Origin of the sequence: Chitinimonas lacunae (assembly GCF_042650885.1) — a bacterium.
GTDB lineage: Bacteria > Pseudomonadota > Gammaproteobacteria > Burkholderiales > Chitinimonadaceae > Chitinimonas_A > Chitinimonas_A lacunae.
In genome coordinates, this window is sequence record NZ_JBHSBU010000001.1 from 2,632,106 (window position 1) to 2,650,700 (window position 18,595).

The 18,595-nt window shown below is 64.1% G+C and carries 15 protein-coding genes; 8 read left to right on the plus strand and 7 right to left on the minus strand.

The window, feature by feature from the left end; all coding sequences use genetic code 11:
* Positions 1–123: 123 nt before the first annotated feature.
* From ACFOW7_RS11125 to ACFOW7_RS11145, 5 genes are all read left to right on the plus strand, one after another.
* Positions 124–1,623: a polyamine aminopropyltransferase gene (locus ACFOW7_RS11125; RefSeq protein WP_378168016.1), complete on the plus strand. Its 1,500-nt coding sequence runs from the start codon at positions 124–126 to the stop codon at positions 1,621–1,623.
* On the plus strand, positions 1,623–3,236 hold the full coding sequence (locus ACFOW7_RS11130; RefSeq protein WP_378164142.1) for an FAD-dependent oxidoreductase: 1,614 nt from the start codon (positions 1,623–1,625) through the stop codon (positions 3,234–3,236). The genes ACFOW7_RS11125 and ACFOW7_RS11130 overlap by 1 nt, the downstream gene beginning before the upstream one ends.
* A gap of 38 nt (positions 3,237–3,274) precedes the next feature.
* Positions 3,275–3,652 carry an adenosylmethionine decarboxylase gene (gene speD / locus ACFOW7_RS11135; RefSeq protein WP_378164144.1) on the plus strand — a complete coding sequence of 126 codons (378 nt, stop codon included), beginning with the start codon at positions 3,275–3,277 and terminating at the stop codon, positions 3,650–3,652.
* Positions 3,653–3,768: 116 nt separating this feature from the next.
* Complete coding sequence (locus tag ACFOW7_RS11140; protein ID WP_378164146.1) at positions 3,769–4,173, plus strand: GFA family protein; 405 nt, start codon at positions 3,769–3,771, stop codon at positions 4,171–4,173.
* 371 nt (positions 4,174–4,544) lie between these two features.
* The gene (locus ACFOW7_RS11145; protein WP_378164148.1) at positions 4,545–7,859 is read left to right on the plus strand and encodes a hypothetical protein; all 3,315 of its coding nucleotides are present in this window, start codon (positions 4,545–4,547) and stop codon (positions 7,857–7,859) included.
* Positions 7,860–8,370: 511 nt separating this feature from the next.
* On the opposite strand, the gene crcB is transcribed toward ACFOW7_RS11145, so the two are convergent.
* The 7 genes from crcB to def all read right to left on the minus strand — a co-directional run bounded on the left by crcB (position 8,371) and on the right by def (position 15,811).
* On the minus strand, positions 8,371–8,769 hold the full coding sequence (gene crcB, locus ACFOW7_RS11150) for a fluoride efflux transporter CrcB (RefSeq protein ID WP_378164150.1): 399 nt from the start codon (positions 8,767–8,769) through the stop codon (positions 8,371–8,373).
* The gene (locus tag ACFOW7_RS11155) at positions 8,769–10,037 is read right to left on the minus strand and encodes a sigma-54-dependent transcriptional regulator (protein ID WP_378164152.1); all 1,269 of its coding nucleotides are present in this window, start codon (positions 10,035–10,037) and stop codon (positions 8,769–8,771) included. Before ACFOW7_RS11155 ends, crcB begins: the two co-directional genes overlap by 1 nt.
* Positions 10,038–10,064: 27 nt before the next feature.
* A complete protein-coding gene (locus tag ACFOW7_RS11160; protein WP_378164154.1) occupies positions 10,065–12,194 on the minus strand; it encodes a sensor histidine kinase in 2,130 nt (709 codons plus the stop codon).
* Positions 12,195–12,198: 4 nt separating this feature from the next.
* Positions 12,199–12,792, minus strand: a complete 594-nt coding sequence (locus ACFOW7_RS11165) for a DUF4390 domain-containing protein (protein ID WP_378164156.1) — start codon at positions 12,790–12,792, stop codon at positions 12,199–12,201.
* A gap of 194 nt (positions 12,793–12,986) precedes the next feature.
* Complete coding sequence (rsmB, locus tag ACFOW7_RS11170) at positions 12,987–14,258, minus strand: 16S rRNA (cytosine(967)-C(5))-methyltransferase RsmB (protein ID WP_378164158.1); 1,272 nt, start codon at positions 14,256–14,258, stop codon at positions 12,987–12,989.
* Positions 14,259–14,314: 56 nt separating this feature from the next.
* Positions 14,315–15,244 carry a methionyl-tRNA formyltransferase gene (gene fmt, locus ACFOW7_RS11175; RefSeq protein WP_378164160.1) on the minus strand — a complete coding sequence of 310 codons (930 nt, stop codon included), beginning with the start codon at positions 15,242–15,244 and terminating at the stop codon, positions 14,315–14,317.
* A 63-nt stretch (positions 15,245–15,307) separates the two neighbouring features.
* A complete protein-coding gene (gene def / locus ACFOW7_RS11180; RefSeq protein ID WP_378164162.1) occupies positions 15,308–15,811 on the minus strand; it encodes a peptide deformylase in 504 nt (167 codons plus the stop codon).
* Between the two features lie 324 nt (positions 15,812–16,135).
* Here def and ACFOW7_RS11185 point away from each other — a divergent pair, with 324 nt between their 5' ends.
* From ACFOW7_RS11185 to ACFOW7_RS11195, 3 genes are read left to right on the plus strand one after another with little or no spacing between them, the layout of a single operon-like run.
* Positions 16,136–17,008 (plus strand): LysM peptidoglycan-binding domain-containing protein, encoded by an 873-nt coding sequence (locus ACFOW7_RS11185; protein WP_449252224.1) that lies wholly within the window; start codon positions 16,136–16,138, stop codon positions 17,006–17,008.
* Positions 17,009–17,011: 3 nt separating this feature from the next.
* A complete protein-coding gene (dprA, locus tag ACFOW7_RS11190; RefSeq protein ID WP_378164166.1) occupies positions 17,012–18,082 on the plus strand; it encodes a DNA-processing protein DprA in 1,071 nt (356 codons plus the stop codon).
* 41 nt (positions 18,083–18,123) lie between these two features.
* A complete protein-coding gene (locus ACFOW7_RS11195; RefSeq protein ID WP_378164168.1) occupies positions 18,124–18,576 on the plus strand; it encodes a DUF494 family protein in 453 nt (150 codons plus the stop codon).
* The last annotated feature ends 19 nt before the right edge of the window (positions 18,577–18,595 follow it).

An 18,595-nucleotide genomic window follows, 5' to 3' on the forward strand; every position in this document is an offset into this window, starting at 1 on the left:
CTGCCGCTCGCTTCCACCCAGAACGCCCAGTCCGACCCGCAGCCACCCTGCCAGCCACGGCAGGTGACGCCGTCGGCCTGCCCCGCTACACTGCCCCGGCCCTTTATCGACCGTCTGCCCACGATGCGTTATGCCCTGCTCTTCTCGGTTTTCGTGGTTGCCTCGTGCGGCCTTGCCTACGAACTGGTGGCGGCTGCGCTATCGAGCTATCTGGTCGGTGACTCGGTCACCCAGTTCTCCACGGTGATCGGGGTCTATCTGTTTGCCATGGGGGTGGGCTCGTGGCTGTCGCGCCATATCGAAGACCAGATCGCCGCCCGCTTTATCCGGATCGAACTGCTGGTCGGCCTGATCGGCGGCTTCTCGGCGCTGCTGCTGTTCTGGATGTACACCTGGATGGCCGGCAGCTTTCTGCCCTTGCTCTATGGCCTGGTGTTTCTGATCGGCACGCTGGTCGGCCTCGAAATCCCGCTGGTGATGCGATTGCTGGAAAAGCAGGTCAGCTTTCGCGATCTGGTGTCGGAAGTGCTCAGTTTCGACTATCTCGGCGCGCTGGCCGTCTCGATCCTGTTTCCGCTATGGCTGGCCCCGCAGCTTGGCATGGTGCGCACGGCGATTCTGTTTGGCCTGTTCAATACCGCTGTGGCCCTGTGGAGCGTCCACCTGTTTCGCGATCAGCTCGCCCAGCGCTGGGTATTGCAGACCCAGGCGATTGCCGTGTTGCTGGCGCTGTGCACCGGCTTTGTCACTGCCGACCAATTGGGCAGTCTGGCCGAAAGTACGCTGTATCAGGACCGCATCGTCTTTACCAAGAGCACGCCTTACCAGCGCATGGTGCTGACGCGCTGGAAGGACGACTACCGGCTGTTTCTCAACAGCAATCTGCAATTCTCTTCGCACGACGAATACCGCTATCACGAAGCGCTGGTCCATCCGGGTCTGGCCGCCACGCCCTGGGCGCGCCGGGTATTGGTGCTCGGGGGCGGCGATGGTCTGGCGGTGCGTGAAATCCTGAAATATCCGCAGGTCGAATCGGTCACGCTGGTCGAACTCGACCCGGCGATGCCGCAGCTATTTCGCGAACACCCGGCGCTGCGCCGCCTCAATGGCGATGCCTTTCATTCGCCCCGGGTCAAGGTGATCGAGGCCGATGCCTTCCGCTGGCTGGAAAACCAGCGCGATGCCTTCGACTTTATCGTGGTCGACTTCCCCGATCCGACCAATTACGCCGTCGGCAAGCTCTACACCAATACCTTCTATCGCCTGCTCGAACATACGCTGAGCGCACGCGGCCGCGCCGTGGTGCAGTCGACTTCGCCCCTGTATGCGCGCCGGGCTTACTGGACCGTGGTGAATACAATCGAAAGCGTTGGCCTCAAGGCCACGCCCTATCACGCCATGGTGCCGTCGTTCGGCGAATGGGGCTATATCCTGGTCAGCCGCGACGACTATCAGCCGCCGCCCCGGGTGCCGGTACCGACCCGTTTTCTGACGCCGGCAGTGCTGCCCACGCTATTCCACTTCCCGGCCGATATGAGCCGGGTGCCGGGCGAGGTCAACCGGCTCAATAACCAGATACTGGTGCGTATCTTCGAACAGGAGTGGCGCGGAGTGATCCGCTGATGCCCACCGACCGCCGCCGCTTTCTGGCCGGCAGTGCGGCCGGGGCGCTGCTGGGTTGTGTGCCGCGCCCCAGACCCTTGCCGCCCGGTGAGTTGCTCGGCCCCTCGCATGCACTGGGCCATCTGCTACGCGACGGCCACCGCTTCCCGCCTCCCACCCGCACCATCGACGTGCCGGTGCTGATCGCCGGCGCCGGCATCGGCGGGCTCAGTTGCGCCTGGTGGCTGCAACGCTCGGGCCATCAGGATTTCCTGCTGCTCGATCTGGAAGGGCAGCCCGGCGGCAATGCCCGCTGGGGCAGCAATGCCGTGACGTCTTATCCGTGGGGTGCCCACTATCTGCCGCTGCCGGGCCCGCAGGCACGCTATGTCCGCCTGCTGCTGAGCGATCTGGGCATACTGCGCGGCGACCCCGAGACGCTGCGGCCCGAATACGACGAACGCCATCTGTGCCACAGCCCGCAGGAGCGTCTGTATATCCATGGCAACTGGCAGGAAGGCGTGGTGCCGACCTTCGGCCTGCCGCCCGGTGCGCTCGAACAGTACCGGCGCTTCGATGCCGAGATGCACCGTTTCGCCAGCTTGCACGGCGCCGACGGCCGGCCGGCCTTTGCGCTGCCCTTGGCCTTGAGTTCGGACGATCCCAGTCTGTTGGCACTTGACCGCATCAGCATGCGCGACTGGCTCCAGCGCAACGGCTACGACGCCCCCAGCCTGCATTGGTACATCGACTACGGTTGCCGCGACGACTACGGCACCAGTTATGCCGAGACCTCGGCCTGGGCCGGTATCCACTATTTCGCCAGCCGCGACGGCGAGGCCGCCAATGCCTCGCATGACACGGTGCTGACCTGGCCCGAGGGCAATGGCTGGCTGGTGCAGCGGCTGGTCGAGCGCTTTGCAGCGCGTCTGCGGCTTGGCCAGATGGTGTACCGGATCGGCGCCGACGGCCGGGAAGTCGATGTCTACGATGCCGAGCGGCGCGAGACGCTGCGTTATCGGATCGACCGGCTGGTCTGGGCCGGCCCGGTCGGGCTGCTGCCCCGGCTCTGGCCGCAACTGCCCGCCGTCTGGGCCGCGGCCGCACGGCGGATCGACTATGCGCCCTGGCTGGTGGCCAATCTGACGCTGAGCCAATTGCCGCAGGATCTCGGCCACGCGCCGCTCAGTTGGGACAATGTGCTCTATCAGGGACAGGGACTGGGCTATGTGGTGGCGACCCATCAGTCGCTCCAGATGCGGCCGATGGCGACGGTGCTGACCTATTACCGCGCCTTGACCGAAGTGAGCCCTGCCGCCGGCCGCCAGTGGCTGTGGCAGCGCAGTCAGCCCGAGTGGGCACAGGCGATTCTGGCCGATCTGGCCCGGGCGCATCCCGAGATCGGCGAGATCTGCACCCGACTCGATGTCTGGCGCTGGGGCCATGCGATGGCCCGGCCGACCCCCGGTTTTCTGGCGCCCGAGCGGCGGGCCTTGCGCCAGCCGACTTCCCATGTCGCGCTGGCCCATGCCGATGTCGGCGGGATCAGCCTGTTCGAGGAAGCCCAGTATTGGGGCGTCGAGGCGGCCCGCTGGATATTGGATGGCGGACGCCCACGCAATGGGCCAAACTGAATGCGCCGCGCCGGCCATTTTTTGCCACTGGATTGACCATGCACGGGCTGCATCTGACTGCCGATTTATACCGTTGCCGCTGCGACACAGCCCTGCTGACCGATGCCGGGCAACTGGCCAGACTGTGCCGCCGTCATGTCGAGGATTGCCAGCTGACCATCGTGGGCGAGCGCTGGCACACCTTCCCCGGACTCGACGGCCAGCCCGGCGGCGTCACCGGGGCGCTCCTGCTGGCCGAGTCGCATCTGGCCGTCCATACCTGGCCCGAACGCGGTGGCGTCACCCTCGATATCTATGTCTGCAATGTCAGCGCCGACAACAGCCAGCATGCCGAACGGCTGCACGGCTTGTTGCTGGCCGCCTTCCAGGCCGAGACAATGCAAGCGCACCGCTTACAACGCGGTGGCATGGAATGAACTTTTTCGATCAATACCCGTACCACCTCTAGCAGTCGTTTTTCCTGTTATTTTCCATGTAGACCATCACCGTGCCGGGTCATGCTTCCTGCTGCCCGGCCAACAGGAGGCCCCGCATGCTCAAGCGTTACCAGGGAAGCTGCCATTGCGGCAAAGTCCGTTTCGAAGCCGATATCGACCTCGCCAGCGGCACCGGCAAATGCAATTGCTCGATCTGCGCCAAAAGCCGCTATTGGGGCGTGCTGGTCAAACCGGCGGCCTTTCGGCTGCTGTCGGGCGAATCGGCCTTGAGCGACTACCAGTTCGGCAGCAATGCCATGCACCATCTGTTCTGCCGCCATTGCGGCATCCGGCCGTTCGGACGTGGTCATCTCGATGTGCTGGGCGGCGATTTCTATTCGGTCAATGTGGCCTGCCTTGACAATGTCAGCGACGAGGAACTGGCCAACGCCCCGGTGCGCTACGCCGACGGCCGCCACAACAATTGGCAACATGCCCCGGCGGAAACCCGCCATCTGTAGCTCGGGCGGCCTTCAGCTGGGCGTCCAGTCCTCCCTCGGCGCCTTGCCGGCCAGTTCGGAGTCAGTGTGTCCGGACCTCATGGCGCCGGCTCCCAGCGCTCCACCAGACTTGCTGCGACGCCATTTCAGTGGAAATGCGCCAGCGAAGGGCCTGGGCCGCAGACCGTAAGCCCTCCCCCACAGAGAACCGAAACCCTGGTGCGTCATGCCGTCTCACGGCTGACGCCCCTCGATATGTTCGGTGTCGGCGCCAGTGAGCAGGAGAATGCTGACGGGTCCGGTATTACTCCCCTGCCCGGGGTAGGCAGTTTCAGGGACACTGCCAGCCGATCTGTTTCCCTTTCGTCCGCCGCCCCCCTGAGGTCCAGCCGATGCACAGCACTTTCGTTTCCACCCCGCCTGATCGCTACCGGGTCCTGACCCAGGCCGAAGTATTCGAGCGCTATCCGGCCCTCTATGAACTGCGCGAGGAATGGGAATGGGATGAAGATGCGGCGGAAGACCCGGTGGTGGTGCTGTCGGGCAACCATCATCTGACCCAGGACTGGCGCGACTGGCTCAAGGACAATGCAATACGCACCTTGTTGATCGAGGGTGATGTCCGGCTCGATTTCCAGAGCAGGACGGCGATCTGGACCACGGGCGCCGTCCACGGCAGCGGCCTGTCGCTGACCGCTTATGACCTGCTGGCTTTAGGTCCCATCCATTCGGCCGCTTATGCCAGCCTGATGGCCGAGGACCACGAGATGAACCGCACGCCGCCGCGCGCGACGGTGTATACGCCTTATCTGTTTTCCTGGTTCCACCATCTCGACACGCTGACGCTGTCGCCCGATACCCTGGTCTGTCTGCTGACCGACTGGGATTACTGCCAAGCATTGGACCATGACAACCCGGTCCTTACTTGGCACGACGCCATGTTCGCGCTGCGTGACGAGGTGCAGCAACTGGTGGTCGAGCACTATCACGATGCGCCTTGCTGGGATATCAGCGCGATAGGCGACCATCTGCGCCAAGGCCAGCCGATTGTGCGCGAAGGCTTTGACCCGGCAGCGCTGGCGCTACAGCGCGAGGGCGACGAGGCGTTCAGTCAGGGCAAGGAACTGCTGGGCTGGCTCTACTACCGCGAAGCCGCCCGGCTCGCGCCAGCTTACGCCCCGCTGTCGGTCAAGCTGGGACAGTGCCTCTATCTGGCTGGTGCCTACCGTCAGGCATTGCCCTATCTACAGCAGGCAGCCAACGCGTTCCCGGCCCGCCAGTACACCCTCTACAACGAAGGCGCCTTTCTCGCCGGCGCCACGGCCCTGCGTCTTGACCTGCCACGGCTTGCAGCCGATCTGGTCGGTCCGGTGATCGAAGCGGCCGGCCAATACGCCCATGCCAATCTGCTGCGCGTTCGTGCCGAAGCCTATCTGCTGCTGAGCGACCCTGCCCGACCCGATTACGAAGCCGACTCGGCTGCCAGCTACCGCGAACAGGCCATCCGCGATATCGAAGCCGGGCTCGCCCATCAATCGGACCATGGCACCCTCAACTGGCTGATGGCCGCCCATCTGTGGCGCCAGGGTCGTCGGGACGAAGCCGATAGCTACCGCTGCCGCGCGATTGCCCGCGCTGGCGAGTTCGATCGGCCGCTCGATGAACGGCTCGATACCGCTTTTCTGAGCAAACCGCTGGTCGAAGTCGATTGGGAAAACCAGCGGCTCGAAGACCACGCTCCGCGGCGCGATCAGCACTGGTGGCGCAAGCTGGTGCTGCGCCACCCCAGCCGGATCAGGCGCGCGCCCATGGCAGAACGCACGCCGGCACTGCTCGAAGCACTGCTCAAGCGTCATCCCAGGAAAGCCGACCTATTCGCCCCGCATTTCCCGCCTGCGGCCTATAGCGCCGAATCGGCGCGGCAATTGGTCAGCCACGATGCCAGTTATCTGGCCTATCTGCCCGACGAGCTGATCAGCCGGGAAATCTGTCTGGCTGCGGCACCAGACACAGGCCCCCTGCCCATCAGACGCCTTCCCGCCGCCTTGCTCGACCGTGAAGTCTGTCTGCATCTGCTGCGCTGTCAGGTGGGCCTGAGCGAATTGCCCGCTTCGCTGCTTGATCGCGCACTCTGCGAAGCGGCCATCCGGCTCGACAGCGAAGCGCTGTTCGCCGTCCCGGCGGCCCTGCAAGACGACGAACTATGGCTGCTGGCCCTGGCCTGTGGCGGCACGGAATTCGTGCAGCACCATATCCCGTCCGACTACAAGACCGCACCGATGCTGCAACGGGCGCTCAGCCTCGACAAGGCGGCGCTCGATTCGATTCCGGGCCATCTGTTCGATGCCGAGCTGTACCGGCATGCCGAAGCGCTGTATGGCCAGGATCCCGACTGGCCGGAAATCGTCGCAGCCCATCAAGCTGCTGCCTGCCTTGGGCGCAATATCCGCTACGGCCTGCGCTGCTGGCTGGTGTTCTGGGACAAGGAAAGCATGCTCAATAAGCTGCGCAACGGCCCGCGTGAACAGCGGCTCAAGGCAGAAGAAATTCCGCCGGCGCACTTTGACGAGCAGCTTGCCCTGGCTTGCTTCAATGCCGAGCCGGCCCAGCTCCACGCGATTCCGCCGCAATTCCTCAATGACTCGATGGCCAGGAAATTCATCGGCCGCTATCCCGACCGGCTGCGCCATCTGCCGCTGGCGCTGCGCAGCGTCGCGGTCTGCCTCACCGCACTGCGTGCCGATCCCAGCCAGGCCGACGAGGTGCCGGCGGCGCACTACGCCGAGGTATTTAACGGCTTGCTGGCCAAGCCCAGCCGTGAACTGCCGCACGCCTGGCTGCTGCTCGAACGCGGCCGTGGCTATCTGATGCAGCAGCCAGCGGCGCTTGCCAAAGCCCAGGCCGATTTCCAGAGCCTGCCGAGCGCCACCAACCCCGCGATTGCCGCCACGGCCAGTTTCCTTCTTGGCTATTGTCACCATCTGCAAGGCCAGCACGCTGAGGCAGCCGCTGCCTTGCAGGCAGCCGGCTCCATGGCACCGGTGGACGATTACGCCCACTACCATCCCGCTCGCAACAAAGCACGCAGCGACTTCGACCATCGCGCTGTGAGGGACGGGTTCGACGACGCCTACCGTTTGAGCAGTCATCGGACCACCTATGCAAAGGCCTGGGAATACCTGTGCCGGATCGAACGGCTGCTGCGCGAGGCCGACCAGCACGACGCCTTGCAGTGGGCGGAATTATTCAATCTGCAATGCTGGCTCAGCATCGAGCTGGAACGCCGGGAAGAGCACCACGCCATCTGCCGGGCAGCCTGGCAACGGCTGTCGCCTTGTACGCTTTGGCCTTCATTGCGTGCCGACGACCCGATCCGCGAGGTGCTGCGCTTTACCGCTCTGCGTCTGGCAGAGATTTCGTTTGAACAGGCTAGCCCGCCCAGCCTCACTGAGCTCGAGGACAGCCTTGCGCGACTCGATCTGGCCATGGCGCTGTGCGAGTACGACAAGACGCTGCGCTATCCGCTCTACGACAGCTATCTGCGCACCCTGCTGGCGCTGGCGGCCAGCCATCCGCACCACCAGCAGCGCTGCCAACAGGTCTGTGCCGAAGTCTTGCAACAGCCCTGGCGGCGGTTCATCGAACACGATGAAGTGTGGGAAGTGCTGAAGCAGGCGGAGACGGCGGCAAAACGGACGACACGCTGACTTGGCAATGCATGGGCGCCCGATCCGACGCCCACCCCAAACCCCGCCTCCACTAAGGCGCCCCGAACCCATACACCGGGCTTGCGTCATGGCTGTCAGACGATTTTCAGCGCGAGGAACAGTAATCGTGCGTTACAGCCTCCGGTCCAGCGCCTGTCCATTTGAATCGGCGTCGCCGCTAGACCTGGTGAGGCGCGGCACACCTGCGCTTTGAGTGCCGGACCCGCTGACTCCGAATGGGCTGGAAATGCGCTAACGCCCCACCGCCTCTTCATGGCGCTGTTGACGATGCCTCTCCAGTTCGCTGTGCTGATCTTTCTGAATCCGAGTTTTCCAGCAATGTCCTGAAAGCTGGGTCCAGGCTTGAGAGGGCGATAGAGTTGCTTGGGGGTGGAGTGGAGGACGGCGGGGAGAGGCGGGAATGAGTGGGGTGGGTGTGGCAGATAGAGACTATTTATTTAAATAATCGGCTGCCTTCCTTGCAGATATTTTTCTTGTTTTTTTCTAAATGCTAAGCCAACCACTGCCGCAGCAGGCTGACCGTTGCCACCCCCAACAAGGTCAGCCCCAGCGAGCCGAACAGGTGCATGGCCGCCGCCGCACTTGCCCATCCCCAGCGGCCATCGAGCATCAACCCGACCACTTCGCTGGAAAACGTGGAAAAGGTGGTCAGCCCGCCAAGAAAACCCGTGATCGCAAACAGCCGCCAGGCCGGCGACAGTTCGGTCTGCCAGGCAAAAACGGCAACGGCTACCCCGATCAGGTAGCCGCCGAGCAGATTGGCGCACAGCGTACCAAGCGGCAGCCGGGCAAACAGCGGATTGAGCCAGACGCCCAACCCCCAGCGCAGCAAGGCGCCCAGGGCGGCGCCACTTGCCACGGCCAGAGGCTGCGCCAGGGCAGGCGACATCAACGCTGTTTCTTGACCACCTGCACGCCCAGTTGCTTGAGCTTGCGGTAGAGGTGAGTCCGCTCCAGCCCAACCTTCTCGGCCACCCGGCTCATATTGCCGCCCTCGAGCCCGATATGGTGCTCGAAGTAGGCCCGCTCGAACTCATCGCGGGCATTGCGCAGAGGCTGGTCGAAATTGAACTGCGGGCCGGAGACGGTGATCGTCTGCGGACGCGGCGGCGAAAACTGGGCCAGCACCCGGTTGACCGGACCGGCGTCGATTTCGGACTCGCTGGCGGTCAGCGCCAGACTCTTGACGATATTGTGCAGTTGCTCGTGATTGCCCGGCCAATCGTGCTGGCGCAATGCATTGAGCGCCGCCGAGGTGAAACGGCGGGCAGTCAGTTGGCTCGACTCGACCACGCCGGCAAGGATGTGCTCGGCCAGTTCAGGAATATCGTCGCGATGCTCGCGCAGCGGCGGCAGCGGAATCACCAGTTGCGACAGATAGGTGAACAGCGCCGGGTCGAACCGGTCGATCAGCTCGGGCAGACTGCGGCTGGTGGCGCACAGCAGACGGACATTGTGCTTGTCGAGTCGCGGCAGCAACTGCACCAACGCAGTCTGGGTGCGCCGCTCATAGTGGCCGATATCGCGCAGGAACAGCGTGCCGTTGGCCGCCCGCTGCACCAGTTCGGCACCCGAATCGACCAGGGCTTCCTGGCTGTCGGGCGCGATGAACGGGGCGGTGGGTGGAGTCAGATAACGGGCACAGGCCACAAAGCCGCTACCGGGCTCGCCGGTGAGCAGCAGCGGCAGACTCAGGCTTTGCGCCTGGTCGAGCTGTTTTTTAAGAATCAGGATCAGCGGGCTCTTGCCGAGCGCCGCCAGGGAATTGTCAGGCTTGGGCTGCATCTCGCCGTGCTTGAGCGCCCGCTTGACGGTGGCCAGCAGCTTTTGCAGACCGATCGGCTTTTCCAGGAAATCGAAGGCGCCGATGCGGGTGGCCTCGACCGCCGTATCGATGGTGGCATGGCCCGACATCATCACCACGGGCATGGTCAGTTGGCCGTTGCTCGCCCATTCCTTGAGCAGGGTCACGCCATCGGTGTCGGGCATCCAGATATCGAGCAGCACCAGTGCCGGACGGCCCTGATTACGAATCTGTCGGGCCTGGGTGGCATTCTCGGCGATGGCCACACGGTAGCCTTCGTCCTGGAGAATTTCCGAGAGCAACTCGCGGATGCCGATTTCGTCGTCGACGATCAGGATGTCGTTACTACCCACTGTGTTCTCTCCTCGTCCGGATACGGTTCACGACGTTGCGGCCGCAGGGGCCGGGGGGAAATCGATACGAACGGCGGCGCCGCCCGTATCCATATTGAAAGCGGCAATCTGCCCGTGGTGCTCGTCCACGATTTTCTTCACGATGGCGAGGCCCAGGCCAGTGCCTTTTTTCTTGGTTGTAGCATAAGGCTCAAAAATTCGTTGCAAAATTGCATCATCGAAACCTGGGCCATTATCTTCCACGGCAAGCCGAATCGACTTACTGTTGCGCTCAAGCCTCACTCGAATCCGGCCATCGGCACGTTCACCCACGGCTTCCTGGGCATTTTTAAGCAGATTGTGCACTACCTGACGCAGGAGTGTGGCGTCACCCAGAATGGTCAGATCAGCCCCATCATCCTCCAGCAACAACGGTGCTGTCTCGTACAACACCAGGACCTCGCGGATCAGCCCGCGCAGATCGAGCAGGGCCAGCTTGGTCGCCGGCTGACGGGCGTATTCGCGGAAGGCATCCACCATCTGTTTCAGGGCACCGACCTGGGCCACGATGGTCTGGGTCGAGCGGGTCAGCACCTCGGCATCCGCACTGCCGAGCTTGTCGGCCAGTTTGAATTCGAGCCGCTCGGCCGCGAGCTGGATCGGGGTGAGCGGGTTACGGATCTCATGTGCCAGCCGCTTGGCCACTTCGCCCCAGGCGGCATCGCGCTGGGCCCGCAGCAGATCGGTGACATCGTCGAAGACCACCACTGAGCCACCACCCTCGCCTTCGCCATCGATCGGCAGCCGCGTGCCGCGCACCAGCAGCATCCGGGCGCCGCCATCGTGCTTGATATCGAGTTCGCGCTGCCATTCCCCCTGCTGGGCCAGCGATTCGGCCAGGCCGGCCGCGAAACCGGCCAGATGCGGGTATTCATCCTTCCATTGATCGAGCGAGAGCAGCACCAGCCGCTCCAGATCGACATGGAGCACCCCTTCGGCGCTGACATTGCCCGAGCGCAGCTGATGATTGGCATCGAACGCCAGCACCCCGGCGGTCAGATTGCCCAGCACCGTCTCCAGATAAGCTTTGGCCGCCTCCTGTTCTCGCTGCTTCTGTTCGACCTGGGCGCGCGCCTCGGCCAATTGGCGGGTCATCCGGTTGAACGAGTGGGTCAGGATGCCCAATTCGTCACGGCTGACCACCGGCTGCATCTGCGAGAAATCGCCCTGAGCCACGGCCCGGGTGCCGGCAGCCAGCACGGTCAGCGGGGCAGCCAGCTTTTCCGACAAATACATCCCCAGCACCACGGCCGCGAGCAGCGCCATCAGCGAGGCCAGGGTCAGGGTCAGCGCATAGCTCTGCTTGAGGCCATTGCGCGACAGCGCCAGCAGCTTGTATTCATTGCGCACCTGTTCGACCAGCTCGGCGTCGCGCGCCAGATCGGCCGGCACCGGTTGCAGCAGTTGCAGCACCCGGACTTCACCGCCGATCCGGCCGGGATTCACGGGTACCAGCACCCGCAGGCTCAGGCCATAGTTAGGCGTGGTTTCGAGTGCCCGATAGGGGAATTGCTGAATCACCTTCTTGAGCACCGCCCGCTCGGGCACCAGGGGCACCGGGTTGGCGCGCTCGTCGCCGACATGGGCAATCACCCGGCCGCGTGCGTCGAACAGGCTCGCTTCGAGCACATGGACCTGCTCGCGCAACTGGCTCAAGCGGGTCTGGGCGCCGCTGTCGCTCTCGTCGGCCAGGGCGTCGGCAATGAAGTCGGCGTTCTGGCGCAGGTCCTTGAGCGAGAAGTCGAGCGCCCGCTTGCCCAGATCGAGGCCGCGTTCGAGCGCCTTGTCGACACTTACGTCGAACCAGGTCTCGATGCTTTTACCGAGGAACTGAACGGAGAGGGTGTAGAGCAAGGTGCCCGGCAGCACAGCCACCAGCGCGAACATCAGAGTCAGGCGCCAGGCGAGTCGCGAGCCGAACATCCGCGCCGCGACCTGGCGGCGCAGCCGGCCGACCCGGGTCAGCACCAGACCGCCCAGACCGGCCGCCATCAGGGCATTGAGGGCCACCAGCCACCAGTAATACTGACCGAACAAGGTGTTGTTGCCGCTGGCGGTGGCAAGCAGAAATACCAGAATGGCAGCCAGCGAACCGATCAGCAGCAGCGTATTGCGCATGGTCTCAGCGCGCCTCGCCGAAATTGACCCGCACCGGGTCCGATTGCAGGCGCCACTCGCTGTCGCCGAGCAGCGACAGTTGTAGCGGTTTGGGCAGCTTGGCCAGATCGAGCCGCATCGACAGCTCGCCGGCAATCGCGGCACTGCGGGTCAGACTGCCGCGCTCGAATACCTGCCAGTCGCGTACCACCCCGAGCGCACGCAGGGCCTCGCTCAAGGTATCGAAACTGAGATGGAGGGAACCGACTCCGACCCGGTACTGCCGGGTCAGTGCATGGTAGGAAAGCCGGTATTCGAGCCGAGACGTGGCGTCAAACCAGTCGGCGAGGCGCCGGTACGCCCAGTACCAGCGCGGATGGGTCAAGGTGAATTCGACCGCAAAGGTCAGCGGTACCCCGGCCAGCAGCGCATTTTCATGCACTGGGTCGAGGCTGACCGCGAAACGGGCGTCGATGCTGTAGCGCCCTTCCTGCTCGCGCCCTTCGGCATCGATCGCCCGAATCTCGCCCGCCCAGGCCGATACCGTCAGCGCGACCGCCAGCAGAAACGGCAGTCGGCGCAACAGCACCAGCAGAAAGGACGGGGCGGGACGGGACATAAGGCGAGATTTAGCCCTGCCGCGTGCTTTTTCGCAACAACAGTTTCAGGCGTGCAACACCTGCTAGCGTCGATCCGACTGGCGGCCCGTTCGTTCCAGCCAAGGCAAGACTTACCTAAAATTATAATTTTTCTTGATGTTTAAGACCTGTTCTTGCACTGCTTTTGCAGAAAAATTTATTTCTACGCCTCTACTTAGCTCTTCTTCTCCAACAGGGCATAGAAGAAACCGTCCCCGGCCGCATCGGGCAAACACTGCCCATCAGCCGGCAGGCTCGACAGCGGCAAACGGCGTGCCTCGGGTTGGCGTTGCAAAAAGGCATCAATCTGCTCGCTATTTTCCTGCGGAAACACCGAACAGGTCACATAGAGCAGCTGCCCGCCGGGCTTGAGACAGCCCCACAGGGCGTCGAGCATGGCGGCCTGCTGGGCGGCAAAGCGGCCGAAGTCGTCAGGCCGGCGCAGCCACTTGATATCGGGATGACGCCGCACCACCCCGCTGGCCGAACAGGGCACATCGGCCAGGATGCGGTCGAACGGTTGGCCATCCCACCAGTCAGCCGGCCTGGCCGCGTCGCCGACGGCGAGCTTGGCACTGCAACCCAGCCGGCTCAGATTCGAGGCCACCCGGTCGAGCCTGAGCCGGTCAAGGTCGAGCGCAGTCAGGTCGAGATCGGCGAGTTCCAGCAAATGCCCGGTTTTCCCACCAGGGGCGGCGCAGGCGTCGAGCACTCGCATGCCGTCGCTGACATTGAGCAGGGGGGCGGCCCATTGCGCGCCCAGATCCTGGACCGAACAATCGCCGTCCTGAAAGCCCGGCAGGCGGTCTACCCCCACCGGCTCGACCAGACGCACCCCGCTCTCGCCGACCAGTTGGGCTTCGATACCCGCTTCGGTGAGCCGCGCCAGATAGTCGGCCGGCGTGCCACGGCGGCGGTTGATGCGCAGACTCATCGGCGGATGCTGGTTATTGGCCTCCAGAATCGCTTCCCAGCGCTCGGGATAGTGGCGCTGCATGGCGCGGATCCACCACTGTGGATGATTCCAGCGCGCCACCGCATCGGTGGCGGCCTGGGCGGCCAACTGCTCGCGCTGGCGCAGATAGTTGCGCAGCACCGCATTGACCAGGCCCTTGGCCCGACCCGTGCCGATCTGCGCCGCCACCCGTACCGCATGGTCGACCACGGCATAAGGCGCCGCCCGACCCCAGCCAAGTTGATAGATGCCGGTAGCCAGCAGCGAGTACAGCAGCGGCTCATCGAGCTGCCGGCTCAACAGCCGGTCGAGCGCATGGCGGATCTCGCCCAGACGGCGCAGCGTGCCGTAGCTGATGTCCTGGATCGCCGCGCGCTGGCGCGGCTCCAGCGTAGGCTGGCGGCGCCACAGCGCGTTCAGGGTGTCGGTCAGGTTGCGGCCGTCGAGCACGGCGGCCACCACCTCGCTGGCGTTGCGTTGGGTCTGATACATGACGGGTCCGGATAGAAAAACAACAGCCCCGGCGGGGCAGAAAACGGACAGGAAAATCAGCCGAGCGCGAAACGCATGCCGGGCTCGATACGACAGCCGGCCAGGAAATCGCGCACCGGCAAACGGCGACCGCCGGGCCGCTGCAACTCGGTCAGGCGCAGCGCCCCCTCGCCACAGGCGACCAGTACGCCATCGGCTGCCACGCCGAGCACCGTCCCGGCCTCACCGTGCGCGGCAACCGGCTCGGCAGCCCATACCTTGAGCGTTTCCTCGCCCAACCGGGCGGTGCAGGCCGGGAACGGGTCGAAGGCGCGGACCCGGCGGGCCAGCTGTTCGGCCGACAACTGCCAGTCGATGGCCGCTTCATCCTTGCGGATTTTCTCAGCATAGGTGACGCCGTCCGCGGGTTGCGGCCGGGCGGCGGCCTGAAGGGCGGCAAGATCGCCAAGTGTGGTGACGATGGCTTCGGCGCCCAGCCGGGCCAGGCGGTCATGCAGGGTGCGGGCGGTATCGGAAGGGGTGATGGCAAGCGGATGCAGACTGAGCATGGCGCCGGTATCGAGGCCGGCGTCCATCTGCATGATGGTGATGCCGGTCTGGGCATCGCCGGCTTCGATCGCCCGCTGGATCGGCGCCGCGCCGCGCCAGCGCGGCAGCAGGCTGGCGTGGATGTTGAGGCAGCCATGGCGCGGCAGATCGAGTACCGCCTGCGGCAGGATGATGCCGTAGGCGGCCACCACCATCAGATCGGCCCCGACCGCGGCCACGGGCGCCTGCTGCTCCGCTGTGCGCAGCCGCTCGGGCTGGTAGACCGGCAAGCCGTGGCGTTCCGCCAACTGTTTGACCGGCGAGGCCGCGAGCTTCATACCGCGACCGGCGGGACGGTCGGGCTGGGTCAACACCAGGGCGATCTCATGACCTGCTGCAATCAGGGCAGCAAGGGCGTCGGCGGCGAAGTCGGGCGTTCCGGCAAAAATCAGCTTCATAGGCGGCGGGGGAAATGGGAAGGACGGGACAGCCAGGGCGCGCCACCGAGGCGCAGCCCCGCTTTACATGGTCTTGCGCTGGTTCTTTTTCAGCTTGTTGATGATGCGGTTGAGCTTGAGCTTGCTCAGCTTTTCGACGAAGACCCGGCCATCGAGATGGTCGATTTCATGCTGGATGCAGATCGCAAGCAGGCCGCTCGCCTCGAGCCGGAACGGCTTGCCGTGGCGGTCCAGCGCCTCGACCACCACCTGCTCGGCACGCTGCACTTCCTCATAGATGCCGGGCACCGACAGACAGCCCTCTTCCGAGCTGCATTGGCCGTCGGCCGTAATGATTTTCGGGTTGATAAAAACCTGGAGTTGGTCTTTGGTTTCACTGATGTCCACCACGATCAGCCGGCGGTGCACATCGACCTGAGTGGCCGCAAGACCGATCCCCGGGGCCGCGTACATGGTCTCGGCCATATCGTCGATCAGCTGCTGCAGGGTGTCGTCCACGGCCTCGACCGGCTTTGCGACCTTGTGCAGCCGCTCGTCGGGGTAATGCAGAATGTTCAGTATCGCCATGTTTGCTTGCTACTAGAAATAATTAGATGCAGAATCTCGACAATCGGTTTAACATGCCCATTGCATAATTCTGCAGTCTCCGCGCCGCCTGGCGCGAACCATAGGAACCGCATCATGCGCCTGTTGTCCGCTCATTCCGGTGCGCGCCGGCTCGTACCCAAAGCGATTATATCGCTACTTCTGTGCGCCGGCCTCGCCTATGCCGATGAAATTCGTCTCCAAGAGAATGCGCCCGATCGCTATGTCGTCGTCAAGGGCGACACCTTGTGGGATATCTCCGGCAAGTTTCTGAAAGATCCGTGGAGATGGCCGCAGATCTGGAAGATGAACAAAGAAGAAATCAAGAATCCGCACTGGATCTACCCCGGCGACGTGATCATTCTCGACCGTTCCGGCGGCGATCCGCGCCTGCGCCTGCTGCGCCACGACGCCAATGACCGGCGCCGCGCCCAGCAGAAGATCGACCCCAAGGTCCGCATCACCCAGCTGTTCGATTCGCAGGCTGCCCCGACCATCCCCTATGAAGTGCTCGAGCCGTTCCTGGCCCGGCCGCTGGTGATCGACAACGCCACCTTCAAGAGCGCACCGCGCATCGGCCTTGGCCCCGACGAGCGGGTGATCCTGGCCAATGGCGACCGTGCCTACGCCGTGGGAATCGAGGGCGCCAACCGTGGCGATGCCTACCAGATCTTCCAGGCGGGCAAGAATCTGGTCGACCCCGACACCAAAGAACAGCTCGGCTACGAAGTCAAATATGTGGGCGAGGCCGTGGTCGAGGCGACCGGCGATGTCAGCACGCTGCGCATCACCACCTCCACCCAGGAAATCCAGGTGGGCGACCGTCTGGTGGCCAAGCCGCTGCGCGAGCTGCAAAACTATATTCCGCATGTGCCGGAAAACGATGTGCGCGGCAAGGTGATCTCGACCTACAACGGCGTCAACGATGCCGGCACCTACACCACACTGGTGATCAACCGTGGTGCCGAGCATGGTCTGGAGCCGGGCAACGTGCTGTTCACCATGAGCGCTCCGCGCCAGCTCAAGCGTGAGGACGACAAGGAACCGGTGCGCTACACCCCGTCGGAGAAGATCGGCAATCTGATGGTTTACCGGGTATTCCCGCGTATCTCCTACGGCCTGCTGCTCGACTCGACCCAGCCGGTCCATCTGCAAGACGAAGTCCGCAAGCCGTTCTGACCGGTGCACGACGCCGACAGCGCTGATTGGCTGGGACTGAGCCTGATCAAAGGGCTCGGTCCCATCCGCACCGTCAAGCTGTTGCAGGCGTTCGGTTCGCCGCGCGCAGTGCTCGACGCCGGTGCCGCCGCGCTGCGGGCCCATCTGCCTGAGCAGGTGGTTGCCGCCGTGCGCGCCGGCCCCGACCCGGATCTGTTGGCACACAGCCTGGCCTGGCTCGATGATCCAGCCAACCGGCTGATCACGCTGGCCGACCCCGATTATCCCCGCCTGCTGCTCGATACCGCCGACCCGCCCCCCGTTCTGTATCTCAAGGGCCGGGCGGAACTGCTCAATTCGCCCATGCTGGCAGTGGTTGGCAGCCGTCATGCCAGCCAGCAGGGTGCCGATGATGCCGAAGCCTTCGCCAACAGCCTGTCGCAGGCCGGCTGGACCATCGTGTCGGGCCTGGCACTTGGCATCGATGCCGCCGCCCATCGCGGTGGCCTGGCCGGCCCCGGCTCGACCCTGGCCGTGGTCGGTACCGGCCTTGACAGCGTCTATCCGGCCGCCAATCACGCCCTGGCCCATCGTATCGCCACCGGCGGCGCCCTGCTGTCGGAATTCCCGCTCGGTACCCCTGCCCATCCCAGCCATTTCCCACGCCGTAACCGGCTGATCAGCGGGATGGCACGCGGTGTGCTGGTGGTGGAGGCAGCCTTGCAGAGCGGTTCGCTGATTACTGCCCGCCAGGCGGCCGAGCAGGGGCGTGAGGTATTTGCGCTGCCCGGCTCGATTCATTCCACCTTGTCCAAGGGCTGTCATGCCCTGATCAAGCAAGGCGCCAAGCTGGTGGAGAGCGCCGCCGATATCCTGGACGAATTGGGCAGCCCCGCCCCACTGCGGCCGGCGACGCCCGGCTCGGCCGAGGAAGAGGCCCTGCTCAGCGCACTGGGTTTTGAACCTGTCGATCTTGAAACCTTATGCGCCCGCACCAACTTGACGGTAGAACAGGCTTACGCGATGCTGTTGCCCCTGGAACTGGCCGGGCGGCTGGTCAAACTGCCCGGTGGACGCTACCAGCGAGTGGTCTGAACCGTTCGCTCCAGGCGTTCCCTACCGCCGTCGAGGTACTCATGTACGACATACTCGCTTATCTTTTCGAGCAATATTACAGTCCCGAGGATTGCCCCGACGCTTCCACCCTGGCCCGCCGTCTGGCTGCTGCCGGCTTTGAAGGCAGCGATATCGACGAGGCGCTCGACTGGCTCAACGAGCTGGCTCAGCTCGACAGCAACGAGCTTGAGCAACTGGGCAGCGACGCGGTCCGCATCCTCCATCCACGCGAAGCCGCACGGATGACCGAAGAAGCCCAGGCCTTCTTCCATTACCTGGCTGGCTCGGGTGCCCTGACGGTCGGGCAGCGTGAAATTCTGCTCGACTGGCTGATCCGTCATGGCCCGGCCCGGGTCGATGAAGAGGCGATGAAACGGGTGGCATTGATGCTGCTCTGGCGCCAGGGCGACGACCTGGCCAATCTGTTGATTGAAGAAATCCTGTATTCCGGCGAACCCGCCGTCATGCATTAAAAACCCGTCCAGCCCAGCC

Coding starts and splice junctions, on each gene's coding strand:
- ACFOW7_RS11125 (WP_378168016.1), top strand. CDS start 124: ATGCGTTATGCCCTGCTCTTCTCGGTTTTCGTGGTTGCCTCGTGCGGC.
- ACFOW7_RS11130 (WP_378164142.1), top strand. CDS start 1,623: ATGCCCACCGACCGCCGCCGCTTTCTGGCCGGCAGTGCGGCCGGGGCG.
- speD (WP_378164144.1), top strand. CDS start 3,275: ATGCACGGGCTGCATCTGACTGCCGATTTATACCGTTGCCGCTGCGAC.
- ACFOW7_RS11140 (WP_378164146.1), top strand. CDS start 3,769: ATGCTCAAGCGTTACCAGGGAAGCTGCCATTGCGGCAAAGTCCGTTTC.
- ACFOW7_RS11145 (WP_378164148.1), top strand. CDS start 4,545: ATGCACAGCACTTTCGTTTCCACCCCGCCTGATCGCTACCGGGTCCTG.
- crcB (WP_378164150.1), bottom strand. CDS start 8,769: ATGTCGCCTGCCCTGGCGCAGCCTCTGGCCGTGGCAAGTGGCGCCGCC.
- ACFOW7_RS11160 (WP_378164154.1), bottom strand. CDS start 12,194: ATGCGCAATACGCTGCTGCTGATCGGTTCGCTGGCTGCCATTCTGGTA.
- ACFOW7_RS11165 (WP_378164156.1), bottom strand. CDS start 12,792: ATGTCCCGTCCCGCCCCGTCCTTTCTGCTGGTGCTGTTGCGCCGACTG.
- rsmB (WP_378164158.1), bottom strand. CDS start 14,258: ATGTATCAGACCCAACGCAACGCCAGCGAGGTGGTGGCCGCCGTGCTC.
- fmt (WP_378164160.1), bottom strand. CDS start 15,244: ATGAAGCTGATTTTTGCCGGAACGCCCGACTTCGCCGCCGACGCCCTT.
- def (WP_378164162.1), bottom strand. CDS start 15,811: ATGGCGATACTGAACATTCTGCATTACCCCGACGAGCGGCTGCACAAG.
- ACFOW7_RS11185 (WP_449252224.1), top strand. CDS start 16,136: ATGAACAAAGAAGAAATCAAGAATCCGCACTGGATCTACCCCGGCGAC.
- ACFOW7_RS11195 (WP_378164168.1), top strand. CDS start 18,124: ATGTACGACATACTCGCTTATCTTTTCGAGCAATATTACAGTCCCGAG.